The following is a 12,162-nucleotide window of genomic DNA, read 5'->3' as shown; positions in this document are numbered from 1 at the left end:
CGATCAGGTGCATGGGTCATCGAATTCTCCTCTTGGTTTTGCCCATGAACCGTCAATCAACTTGCTTTATCAATATTGATTGTTATCATCAATATATGAATGATCGTGTCTATCTATCTGCTCGTGAAGCGGCTGCTGAACTCGGTGTGCAACCGGCAACCCTTTATGCCTATGTGAGCCGCGGCCTGATCCGTTCGGTGCCTGGGCCTGGCAAGCAGAAGCGTTATGATGCGGAAGATGTTCGGCGGTTTTTGGCGCAAAAGGCTGAAGAGCCGGTGGGCGAAGGCGGAAAAGGGTTGTCCGGCGCACCGGTTTTGAGCACACGTTTGACGATGATTTCTGATGAGGTCGGCCCGATATATCGAGGACAATCCGCAACGGTATTGGCTCGGTCCTCTTCACTTGAAGCGGTCGCAACATTGCTTTGGGGTTGTGAAAGTGATCCCTTTCACGAGGCAGCTCCGGAAGCGGCACCGAACCTTCCCGAAGGATTAGATCCGCTCAGCCGGTTGACCATGGCTCTTGCCGCGTGGCCGCTCTTGGACAGGGCAGCCTATACACTCTCACCAAATCTACTCTCGAAAAAGGGTGCCGCCCTCTTGCGCTACGGAACTGCTGTGCTTTTAGGGCAGGCTGCGTCAAACATGCCGATCCATAGTCAGATCGCTAACGCGTGGGGCGTATCTGGTCCGAAAACAGCAATTTTGCGGGCCGCTCTGATCTTGTCTGCAGATCATGAATTGAATACCAGCGCTTTTACCGTGCGCTGTGCTGCCTCTACTCGCGCACCATTGCATGCTGCTCTGATATCGGGGCTGGGAGCTTTTTCCGGACCAAGGCATGGCGCTTCGCCAGATCGTGTCGTGGCCTGGATTTCCTCTCTGCAAAGCCGCGATGACGTGGAGCCTGTCCTCTCGGCGCGTCTCGCGCGCGGTGAACCTCTTCCCGGTATTGGGCACGGGGTTTACAAACATCGGGACCCCAGAGCGGATTGCCTGTTGGCTGTTCTTCAAGAAAACGCAGCTGAGACACCCTTTGTTGTTATGTTGCCTAAAGTCATTGAGGTGGCAGAAAGCCTTTATGGCGACCCGCCAAATGTCGACTTTGCGCTGGCAGCTGTCCAACAGGCGCTAGAGCTTCCAGAGCACGCGGCGAAAACCCTGTTTTGTATTGGCCGTATGGTGGGCTGGATTGCGCACGCATTGGAGCAATATGCCGCCCCTGACAAGATCCGCCCCCGGGCGACTTATATCGGCGAGCGGCCGAGCTAGGCTCTTGACCCTAAGTGCGTTAGATCGAAATGCCTTCACTTTTAATATAGTCGCGAACAATGGCTTCGAATGAAGTGTCAGGCTGAAAGCCTACCGATAGCGCGCGTTTGGTATCAAACCGTTCCGGCCACCCAAGCACGATTTTCTCAACCATGGGATCAGGGAGGCGCTTGATGAGATCAACGCAGGCCTGTCCGCCGATTTTTCTCAAGGTTTCGATTTGTTCAGACACAGACACGGCAAGTCCTGGCATCGTAAACGCTCGGCTGCCGTGGAAAGCGGATGTGTCCATCTCAGCTGCATGAACGAAATAGCGGGTCGCAGCTTTAGGGCTGGCCATCCAGTGAACAACATTTTCCGGAACAGGCAGGATCGCTTCCTGGCCATTAAGAGGCTCGCGGATGATGCTTGAAAAGAAACTTGAAGCGGCTGCGTTGGGTTTGCCGGGTCGAACGACAATTGTGGGCAAGCGAAGAGCAATTCCATCCAACAAGCCTTTTCGGCTGTAGTCGCTCAACAAGAGCTCGCCAATGGCTTTCTGTGTGCCGTAGGAGGTGAGGGGCGCTTGGTGAAAGTCGTCCGGGATCGTGTCTGGAAAGGGCGTGCCGAAAACCGCCAAAGAGGACGCAAAGACGAATCGGGGACAGTAGCCATCCTTAGCAGCGATTGTATCCAGCAAATGCCGGGTTCCATCAAGGTTGATGGCGTAGCCTTTGCCAAAGTCAGCCTCAGCTTCTCCTGACACGATCGCAGCCAGATGGAATATCACGTCAGGCTTTTGAGAGATGAGCCGATGCGCGTTGTCCATTTTAGAGAAGTCACACGCCTGATTTTCGACCGGAAAATCTGATCCCTCTGGCGTGATCGGTTCGACAACGTCAACTTGAGTCAGATGAGTAATCGGTTCACCAGATAGCTGGCGGGACTGCGCGAGTTTTTCCGCAAGCTTGCGACCGAGCATGCCTGCGGCACCAATGATCAAGACTTTCATACAGCGTAGGGCTCCCCGTTCGATAGGAGGTTCATGCTAACGGGAAACCACACTTGCTCAACTGAATTAGAAGGTTAGCCTTCGAGATTGCCGGATTTGCGGCCTTTCAGGTAGGAATCAAATTCCTTGAAGCCAACCGCTTCGCCAAACACATCGAAGCTTCCGCCATCCATAATGCTTTCAGAGGCCGCGACAAAGGCGCCATAGGCAACCCGTGCCAAACCGGCACCGATGGAAATTCGCGTAACACCCATATCTGCCAGTTGCTTGCGTGTATAATTGAAATGGCGACGACCAGCGAGCAGGTTCAATGGCTTGTCGATCTCGCCAAGAACGCTTGTGATATCTTCTTGGCGCAACAAGTCCGGTGCATAAAGGCAATCCGCACCGACTTCAGCAAACGCTTGCAGGCGCTTGATTGCTTCGGCCAGATCATCCGGGTTTGCGATTGGGGCTTCACTTCGGGCTGTAAGCACAAAATCCGGCGCGATCCGGTTTTTGGTTTCGACTGCCGCCCGGATCCGGTCGACAGAATGTTCAAGGGAATAATAAGGCGCTTCGGGGTTCTGCGAGTAATCTTCAATGGAACACCCGGCCAGCCCGGCTTCAATCGCAGCTTCAATTGTATCGGCGACTTCATCCGGACTGTCGCCAAAGCCGTTTTCCAGATCGCCATTGACTGGAAGCGGCGTTGCTCCGACGATTTCCGCCGCATGGAGCATCGCCATTTCGCGTGTAATGAACCCTTCCGCATCCTTGTATCCGAGGGAAAAGGCATGGCCGGCACTGGTTGTGGCCAAGGCCTCGAACTTCAATCCGCTCAAGATTTGTGCCGTCCCAACGTCATATGGGTTCGGCATCAGGAATGCGTTCGCGGTCTCATGCAATTCCCGGAAACGGGCTCGACGTTCTTCAATGCTGGGCATGGTCGTTCCTCATTTTTCCAAAAGTCCGACATGCCGTAGCGTATCAGACGGATGCGTAAGAATATATAGACGCGAAAGAATTCATTTATTCAACTGTAAATCGAATTTTACAGAGTTTTCTGATATCAGACGATGCTGCCAAGCTTCATCGCGACGCTCATATCACCATCGACTTTCAGTTTTCCGCCCATGAACGCAGCTGTTGGATCAAGGTCTCCGGCGAGCATTTCACCGAGGTCTTCAGAAGACATGGTAATGGTGCAGTCCGCATCCTTGTTTTCGTTTGAAACCTCAGCGCCTTGGACAAAAATTTGGCCCTCCTCGCCGAGGTCAAACTTGACGCTTTCATCAATCCCGCCGCCAGATACTTTGCTGCGCACGGTTTCGGTCAGGTCTACAAGTGACATAATTCTTCGCTCCTTAAGCTTTTGGTCAATGCTGGATCGCACTCATGAAGCATGACGCTTACGTAATCGTCAAGCTCATTTGCGCGTCCTAGTGATTGTTCCGCGGCAATCCTTTGGTGTGAGCTATATCTTGGTATTTGACCGCAGGTTTGAGGACCATGCCGTTGTCGAACTGGTCAACCATGGATCTTTGGATTTCCTGCCAAGGAGTTTGATGGGGAGCTATATCAAAACCGCCTTCTGCCTCGAGCTTTTGCCGTCTCTCGGTCAACTCTTCGTCTGAAATCAGAATATTGGCTGTGCCGCGCTCCAGATCAATGCGAACACGATCGCCCGTTTTGATCAGGGCAAGCCCTCCCATGGCGGCCGCTTCTGGGGCTGCATTCAAGATGGAGGGCGAGCCTGATGTGCCAGATTGACGGCCATCCCCGATACAGGGCAACTCGGTAACGCCCTTTTTGATGAGCGCTGCGGGTGGTTGCATGTTTACTACTTCTGCCCCACCCGGATAACCGATGGGGCCGGTACCTCGGATGAAAAGCATGCAATTTTCGTCAATCTCAAGGTCTGGGTCGTCAATGCGATGATGATAGTCTTCAGGGCCTTCAAACACGATGGCGCGTCCTTCGAATGCTCCGGGATCATCCGGGTTGGACAGATAACGTGTTCGGAATTGGTCTGAGATCACGCTCGTTTTCATGATGGCGCTGTCGAACAGATTGCCCTTCAGATTGATGAAACCGGCATTTTCTTTCATCGGCTGGTCATATGGTTTGATGACGTCAGGCAGGTCTGTTTCAATGTCGCGGCAATTGTCCCCAATCGACTGGCCGTTTACGGTCAGGGCGTTTGGATGGGGCAGTTTTCTGTTTTTCAAGAGCTCTGCCACAACGGCCGGCACCCCGCCTGCGTGGAAATAATCCTCACCGAGATACTCGCCAGCTGGCTGCAAATTTACCAAAAGCGGGATTTCGTGTCCGACCTGCTGCCAGTCGTCATTGGTCAGATCAATGCCCAGATGCCGGGCGATACCGTTGAGGTGGATTGGTGCGTTGGTCGAGCCTCCGATAGCCGAATTAACAACAATAGCGTTCTCAAAGGCCTCACGGGTCATGATGTCAAAAGGCTTTATGTCTTCAATCGCCAAATCAACAATTCGTTTGCCGGTTTCATAGGCAGCCTGGCTTCTCTCCCGATAAGGTGCGGGGATAGCCGCTGATCCCGGCAATTGCATGCCAAGCGCTTCGGCCAGAGAGTTCATGGTTGTCGCCGTGCCCATCGTGTTGCAATAGCCGACCGATGGGGCAGCAGAAGCCACCAGATCCATAAAGCCGGTGTAGTCAATTTCGCCCGCTGCCATCATTTGGCGGGCTTTCCAGACAATTGTTCCCGACCCCGTGCGTTCTCCCTTGTGCCATCCGTTGAGCATTGGTCCAACGGAAAGGGCAATCGCCGGGATGTTGACGGTGGCCGCGGCCATCAAGCAGGCCGGTGTTGTCTTGTCACAGCCAATCGTCAACACCACGCCGTCCAGAGGATAGCCATAGAGAAGCTCGACAAGCCCGAGATAGGCAAGGTTCCGGTCAAGCGCCGCAGTAGGCCGTTTCCCGGTTTCCTGTATGGGATGAACCGGAAATTCAAAACAGATACCACCTGCTTCCCGAATGCCTTCGCGAACACGATTAGCCAAATCCAGATGATGTCGATTGCAAGGTGAAAGGTCAGAGCCAGTCTGGGCAATACCGATGATCGGCTTGCCGGATTGAAGCTCTTCGCGCGTCAGACCAAAATTCAGATACCGCTCGATGTAAAGCGCCGTCATACCCGGGTCGTCAGGATTGTTGAACCAAGCTGTAGAGCGTAATTGTGGCGTCTTTTTATCGGTCATGAAATTCCTCCCCACGAGCCGGAGCTCAAGATTTGTTGATTGACGATTAGCAGGAAGAAGCAGGTCTGCGCAAAGAGACTTTACCTCTTGGTTGCTTTCCTTGCGTTATGTTGATCTGGCAATGGTGATTCGACCAAGGAAAATATGGGGGCAGGGCCGAGTTTCTGCCTAGCCTTACGAACTCGAAAGCGGCCAGCGGGGGACGCGCCATCAGAAAGGCGATAAAATGTCCATCTTGATAACCGGAGGGGCCGGTTACATTGGGTCCCACAGCTGTGTCTGTTTCCTTGAAGCAGGGTTGGATGTTGTCGTGGTGGACAATTTGTCCAACGCACATCCGGAAAGCTTGAAAAGGGTTGCTGCGATCACGGGGCGCGAAGTGCCGTTTGTTGAGGCCGATATTCGCGATCAAAGCAAGCTGGAGTCTGTCCTCAAAGCCCACGGCTGCACCGCCGTCGTCCATTTCGCCGGTTTGAAAGTGGTCGGGGATTCCATCGCAGATCCAGTGAGCTACTACGATGTCAATGTATCAGGAACGCTTTCCCTTCTCCGGGCCATGGTCGGATGCGGCATTAAGAACCTGATATTCTCCTCGTCTGCCAATGTTTATGGTGATCCTCTGGAACTCCCGCTCAAGGAAGGCCATCGAACAGCTCCAATGACCCCCTACGGGCAGACCAAGCGGATTGTTGAGCAGCTTTTGGAAGACTTGGTTGAAAGTGATCCTTCCTGGCGCGTCACGGCCATGAGATATTTCAACCCGGTTGGTGCACATGATAGCGGCCAGATTGGGGAAGATCCGCTCAGCACGCCCACCAATCTCATGCCGATCATTGGTCAAGTGGCAACAGGTGAACGCGCCAAACTAACAGTCTTTGGTTCAGACTACGAGACGCCGGACGGGACAGGTATCCGGGATTTCATTCATGTAATGGATCTGGCGGAAGGCCATCTCTCAGCCTATCGTCACTTGATGGCAGCTGATGCTGATAATCGATTTCAAACCCTCAATCTTGGAACCGGCAAGGGCTATAGCGTTCTGGAGCTGGTGCGCGAATTTGAACGCGCGTCCAACAAGGCTATCCCGATAGAGATGGCACCACGCCGCGCTGGGAATTTGGCCGTATCTTTTGCTGATCCAATACTGGCGCGGGAAACACTCGGGTGGGAGGCCAAACGGGACTTGAAGATCATGTGCCACGATACATGGAACTGGCTGTGCAAGAACCCCAAGGGTTATGCAGTTTGACCAAAAAACCCGGAGTAAAGCCCCGGGTTTTGAAGGTTTCAACTGGAGGTCGGATTAAGCGGAGGTTCCAGCTTCTTCCTGTAAATTGGCCCGGGACAAAAGCTCCATCGATGGCATCAACTCGAGCAGTTGCTTGGTGTAGTCGTGCTGTGGGTTTTCAAACAGAGCATCACAGTCTGCCACCTCGCAAAGCTCTCCATTTTTCATCACGCCAATGCGGTTGCACATCTGACGTATGACCGCCAGATCGTGACTGATGAACAGCATGGTCAGGCCTAGTTCTTCTTGAAGGTCTTTGAGAAGGTTCAGGATTTGCGCCTGAATAGACACATCCAACGCAGATGTTGGCTCGTCACAAATCAGAAAGCGAGGACGGGTTGCAAGCGCCCGTGCAATTGAGATGCGTTGACGTTGGCCACCAGAAAATTCGTGCGGGAACTTTTCACCAGCTGCCACACCAAGCCCGACGTGGTCCAGCAGGTCATCAACGATCTGCCGCACTTCCGAGTTGCTGGTCGCCAGCTTGTGGAACTTGATCGGCTCGGCAATGATCGACCGCACCCGCATCCGTGAATTGAGCGATGAGTAGGGGTCCTGGAAGATCATTTGCATCTGGCGACGCATGGCCAGAACCTGCCGGTGATCCATTAGTGAGGTGAGTTCGGTGCCAGCAAAATCAATCGAGCCGCCGGAAGGGTGATAAAGACCGGTAATGATGCGGGCGATGGTGGATTTTCCAGATCCACTTTCTCCTACCACTCCAAAGGTCTCGCCTTCGTGGATATCGAAGCTGACCTTCTTCACCGCGTGGAAATATTTTCGGCGGGAAGGAAAGACCGAGCCCTTGGTCTCAAACCGCATGCTGAGATCGCGGATTTTGACCAATGCCCCATCCGGCTTGGCGTAGTCACGTGCCTTGCCCAGCCAATGCGTTGAAATATCGATATGTTTTGTCGGTGTCTCTGCTGCCTCGATATAGTTGACCACGGGAAACCGATTGACGCGAATATCAGGGCGCGGGACGGCCGAAATCAGGCTTTGTGTATACGGGTGCTCTGGGCGACCAAGCACCTGATCAGTTTCACCATATTCCACCAGTTTGCCGCGATACATCACAGCCACATGGTCGGTGATGTCGGCAATCACGCCCATGTCGTGGGTGATGACCAGCATGGAGACGTTCCGTTCCACGCAGAGCTTTTTCATCAACTCCAGGATTTGCGCCTGAATGGAAACATCCAATGCGGTTGTTGGCTCATCGGCAATCACCACTTCCGGTTCAGCGCAAAGCGCAAGAGCTATAACCACACGCTGGCGCATGCCGCCAGAGAATTGGTGCGGATATTGTTTGATCCGTTCCGCTGGGTCTGGAATACCAACCGCATCCAACAATTCAATGGCCCGCTTTGTCGCGTCAGAACCAGACAGCGGTAAGTGCGTCCGGATCGTCTCGGTCAACTGGGACTCGATGGTCTGGAGCGGGTCCAGAGAGGTGAGCGGATCCTGAAAAATCATCCCCACCCGGCGGCCACGCAGGTGCCGCTTTTCCTTCTCTGACAATTGGTCAATCCGCTCGCCATGCAGATGGACTTCACCTTCTGCAATCCGACCCGGTTCCTGCAAGAGCCCGATTACGGCATTGCCAACCGTGGACTTGCCGGCACCTGATTCCCCGACAACGCCGAGGATTTTGCCAGCTTCGACTTCCAGATTAACTCCCTGAACCGCCACGAATGTGGACTTGCGGCCCGGAAATTCGACCTTGAGGTCACGAATATCAAGAACGCTCATGGGATCACCGCAGCTTCGGGTTCAGGGCGTCGCGCAACCAGTCGCCCAGAAGGTTGACGTTGAGGACCAGCAAGGCAAGGGCCAGACCCGGGAAGATGGCGATCCACCATTCGCCGGAATATAGGAAGTCATTTCCGATGGCGATCAAGGTGCCAAGTGATGGCTGGGTGGGGGGCATGCCAACACCGAGGAAGGACAGTGTTGCCTCAGTCACAATCGCCAGCGCCAGGTTGATGGTGGCAATCACGAGCACGGGTCCGGTTACGTTCGGCAAGATGTGTCGAAGCATGATGATCGGAGCTGGAATGCCGATCACACGTGCCGCCTGCACATACTCCTTGTTTTTCTCGACCATGGTCGAGCCGCGCACGGTTCGCGCATACTGAACCCAGAAGGAAAGGGCGAGAGAGAAGGTCAGGATATAGAAGGAGAAGACTTCCCGATCGAGTGCCCCGAAGATGCCGCGTGCAGCTCCATCAATCAAGAGGGCGATCAAAATGGCCGGAAAGGTCAGCTGAATATCTGCAATCCGCATGATGATGGCATCGGTACGTCCACCGACATAACCTGCAACCAGCCCGAGACCAATGCCGAGGATGGCCGCTGCAATGACGGAACAGAAACCGACAATCAGCGAAATGCGCATGCCGTAGAAAATGCCCGACAATAGGTCACGGCCCTGATCATCCGTGCCCAGCAAAAAACGTGGGTCGGCATATTCCATCCAAACTGGCGGAACCCGTGCATCCATGATCGAGATGGTTGAAAGGTCAAACGGATCATGCGGTGCAATCCACGGCGCCATGAATGCCAAGAAGAACAATACAATCGTTCCAATGGCAGCCACGACGGTGACTTTGGATTTCAGGAAGGAATGAAAGATGTCGCTGTCGAGGGCGCGCGCAATGGCTCCCTTCGCCGGCGCATCAGCCGGGTTCGCAAAGACAGGAACCTCAGCCTTGGCCTCTTCGTTGGTAACGTTTGGCATATCGGTATCCTCAGGCTCGTTCCACGCGAAGCCGCGGGTCAATCAGGTAGTAGAGTATGTCGACGATGAAGTTGATGCTGACGAACAGGAACGCGGTCAGCAGCAAGTAGGCTGACATGATCGGGATATCGACGTTTTGGACCGCCTGCAGGAACATCAGACCCATACCCGGCCACTGAAAGACAGTTTCCGTGATCGTGGCAAAAGCAATGATGGAGCCAAGCTGAAGGCCTGTGATGGTGATCACCGGAACAAGTGTGTTCTTAAGTGCATGACGGAAGTGAACCAGACGATCCGGCAAACCACGTGCGCGGGCAAATTTGATGTAGTCGGTCCGAATTACTTCCAGCATCTCAGCGCGGATCAGGCGCATGATCAGCGTCATCTGGTAAAGCCCGAGTGTGATCGACGGCAATACAAGTGCCTTGAGACCGGATACGGTTAAAAGGCCGGTCGTCCACCATGAGCCAACCTGAACCACTTCACCGCGGCCGAAACTTGGCAGCCATTGCAAGGTCACCGAGAACAGGAAGATCAGCAAAATTCCGATAAAGAAAGTGGGTAGGGATATTCCGACAAGGGAAACGGACAAAAACAGCTTCGAAACCCACGATTCTCGATTGAGACCAGCGTAAATCCCCATGGGGATACCGACCACGAGCGCAAACAAAGCCGACATGAAACTGAGCTCGAGTGTCGCCGGGATCCGCTTCAAGAAGAGGTCGGAAACCGGTTGCCGGAACTGATAGGAGGTTCCGAAGTCGAACTGGGCCGCATTCTGGATAAAGCGGGCAAATTGCACAGGGATCGGGTCATTGAGGCCCAGACGCTCGCGCAAGGCTTCTCGTTCTTCAAGAGATGTCTCGATACCAACCATCTGGTTGACCGGATCCCCGACAAAACGGAAAAGGGTAAAGGCCAGAAGGGCCACCACGAGCATGACAATAACCGCCTGAACAAGGCGACGTATTGCGAAACCAATCATATCGGCTCTTTTATAATTAAAAAGGAGGTGCCCGATGGTCTCGGACACCTGCTGGATTTATGGGATCAGTTTTTGGTTACAAAGCGGAACTGGAACTGATTGTCGGCGCGCTGAGCAAGCTCAACACCGTCGGCAACGCCCCAGGCAAGGCCTTGTTGGTGAAGCGGGATGTAACCGGCTTCGTCATGAACGATCTTGTAGGCTTGAGCGATCAGGTCGTCGCGCTTTTCCGGATCGTTCTCGACCAGAATCTGGTCCTTCAGGGCGTCAACTTCCTTGTTGCAGTAGCCTCCAAGGTTGAAGGCACCGCCCGCACCAGCTTCATCACGGCACTGGATCAGGTTTTCCAGAATGTTCCAGCTGTCGAAGGACCCCGGGGTCCAGCCAAGCAGGTAGAAGGACGTATCATAACCACCAGAGGCCAGAACCTTGGCGAAGTATTTCGCTTTTGGCTGGGCAATCAGGTCGACCTTGACACCGATGCGGGCAAGCATCGCAGCAACGGCCTGACAGATCGGCTCGTCATTGACATACCGATCATTCGGGCAGTCCATGGAAACGGTGAAGCCGTCTGCATAACCAGCTTCGGCAAGAAGAGCCTTTGCAGCTTCCGGATCATATGGATACCGCTCGAACTCGTCCGATTTGGAGAACAGGAACGGCGAAATCATGATCGCAGACGGGGTGGAAAGATCCCGCATAACCTTCCGCTTGATGCCTTCAATGTCGATGGCCTGATAGAAAGCCTTCCGGACACGGGCGTCCTTGAACGGGTTCTTGCCCTTTACATCAGAGTAAAGCAGCTCGTCGCGCATCTGATCCATGCCAAGGAAGATGGTCCGCAGTTCCGGACCCGTGAGGGCCTTGGTTCCTGCATTGCCGTCAACGCGTTTTACGTCCTGAACGGGGATCGGATACACCATGTCCAGTTCGCCGGACAAAAGCGCTGCAACGCGGGTTGCGTCAGAGCCGATTGGAGTGAACTCAACCTTGGTCAGATTGTGGCTTGGAGTATCCCACCAGCCGTCGTTCTTCTCGTAAACGGTTTTGACGCCCGGCTCATGGCTGGCGATCTTGAACGGGCCTGTGCCATTGGCGTTCAGGGCAGCGTGATTCGGGGTGGTGTCAGACGCAGACGTCACCTTCACGGCGTTGTTGGCCTCGGTCCACTCCTTGTCCATGATGTACCACGTGTCCCACTCATAGTGCAGGATCGGGTTCGGACCGGGCAACACGAAGTCAACAGTGTGGTCGTCAACAATCTCGACCTTCACATCCTTGTTGATGCGTGTTCCAAGGTCAGAGCCTTCGGCCCGCACGCGGTCAGCGGAAAACGCCACATCTTCGGCTGTAAAGTCGTTGCCATTGTGGAACTTGACGCCTTTGCGCAGATGAAAGCGCCAACGATTTGGTTCAACAACTTCCCAGCGCTCGGCAAGGCCCGGCTGAATCTGCAGATTTTCGTCGCGGCGGGTGAGGCCTTCATACGCATTGCTGAGAGCGCCAAGCGTGAAGGTCTCGTTCAGGCTGTATGGATCAAGTTGGTTCAGTGTGCCCTGAAACGCGAATTTAAGCGTTTCTGCACCTGCTGTGGTTGCTCCCACACAACCAAGAAACAGGGCTGTAACAGCCAGTGATTTTTTGATCATATTCCCCTCTCAATTTC

The 12,162-nt window shown here is 54.0% G+C and carries 10 protein-coding genes; 2 read left to right on the top strand and 8 right to left on the bottom strand.

Translation table 11 applies throughout. The features are described 5' to 3' along the window. The first annotated feature begins 95 nt into the window (after positions 1 to 95). On the top strand, positions 96 to 1,271 hold the full coding sequence (locus tag TRICHSKD4_RS08630; RefSeq protein WP_009467116.1) for a citrate synthase family protein: 1,176 nt from the start codon (positions 96 to 98) through the stop codon (positions 1,269 to 1,271). Between the two features lie 19 nt (positions 1,272 to 1,290). On the opposite strand, the gene denD is transcribed toward TRICHSKD4_RS08630, so the two are convergent. The 4 genes from denD to TRICHSKD4_RS08610 all read right to left on the bottom strand — a co-directional run bounded on the left by denD (position 1,291) and on the right by TRICHSKD4_RS08610 (position 5,483). Beyond that, the gene (denD, locus tag TRICHSKD4_RS08625; protein ID WP_009467115.1) at positions 1,291 to 2,262 is read right to left on the bottom strand and encodes a D-erythronate dehydrogenase; all 972 of its coding nucleotides are present in this window, start codon (positions 2,260 to 2,262) and stop codon (positions 1,291 to 1,293) included. 74 nt (positions 2,263 to 2,336) lie between these two features. Next, a complete protein-coding gene (locus TRICHSKD4_RS08620) occupies positions 2,337 to 3,188 on the bottom strand; it encodes an isocitrate lyase/phosphoenolpyruvate mutase family protein (protein WP_009467114.1) in 852 nt (283 codons plus the stop codon). A gap of 125 nt (positions 3,189 to 3,313) precedes the next feature. Next, complete coding sequence (locus TRICHSKD4_RS08615; RefSeq protein WP_009467113.1) at positions 3,314 to 3,595, bottom strand: SCP2 sterol-binding domain-containing protein; 282 nt, start codon at positions 3,593 to 3,595, stop codon at positions 3,314 to 3,316. An 88-nt stretch (positions 3,596 to 3,683) separates the two neighbouring features. Continuing rightward, positions 3,684 to 5,483, bottom strand: coding sequence for an IlvD/Edd family dehydratase (locus TRICHSKD4_RS08610; RefSeq protein WP_009467112.1), 1,800 nt, complete (start codon positions 5,481 to 5,483; stop codon positions 3,684 to 3,686). Positions 5,484 to 5,709: 226 nt separating this feature from the next. Between TRICHSKD4_RS08610 and galE the strand changes: the two genes are divergently transcribed. Next, positions 5,710 to 6,732, top strand: coding sequence for a UDP-glucose 4-epimerase GalE (gene galE / locus TRICHSKD4_RS08605; protein ID WP_009467111.1), 1,023 nt, complete (start codon positions 5,710 to 5,712; stop codon positions 6,730 to 6,732). A gap of 54 nt (positions 6,733 to 6,786) precedes the next feature. Here the strand turns inward: galE and TRICHSKD4_RS08600 are convergent, their stop codons facing one another. From TRICHSKD4_RS08600 to TRICHSKD4_RS08585, 4 genes are all read right to left on the bottom strand, one after another. After that, the gene (locus TRICHSKD4_RS08600; RefSeq protein ID WP_009467110.1) at positions 6,787 to 8,523 is read right to left on the bottom strand and encodes an ABC transporter ATP-binding protein; all 1,737 of its coding nucleotides are present in this window, start codon (positions 8,521 to 8,523) and stop codon (positions 6,787 to 6,789) included. A 4-nt stretch (positions 8,524 to 8,527) separates the two neighbouring features. Then, a complete protein-coding gene (locus TRICHSKD4_RS08595; protein ID WP_009467109.1) occupies positions 8,528 to 9,511 on the bottom strand; it encodes an ABC transporter permease in 984 nt (327 codons plus the stop codon). Positions 9,512 to 9,521: 10 nt separating this feature from the next. Further along, complete coding sequence (locus TRICHSKD4_RS08590) at positions 9,522 to 10,496, bottom strand: ABC transporter permease (protein WP_009467108.1); 975 nt, start codon at positions 10,494 to 10,496, stop codon at positions 9,522 to 9,524. A 65-nt stretch (positions 10,497 to 10,561) separates the two neighbouring features. After that, positions 10,562 to 12,145 (bottom strand): ABC transporter substrate-binding protein, encoded by a 1,584-nt coding sequence (locus TRICHSKD4_RS08585; RefSeq protein ID WP_009467107.1) that lies wholly within the window; start codon positions 12,143 to 12,145, stop codon positions 10,562 to 10,564. Between the last annotated feature and the right edge of the window lie 17 nt (positions 12,146 to 12,162).

The organism is Roseibium sp. TrichSKD4 (assembly GCF_000148725.1).
Classification (GTDB): domain Bacteria; phylum Pseudomonadota; class Alphaproteobacteria; order Rhizobiales; family Stappiaceae; genus Roseibium.
Note: the sequence above shows the minus strand (reverse complement) of the source record. Positions and strands in the feature narration are given on the sequence as shown.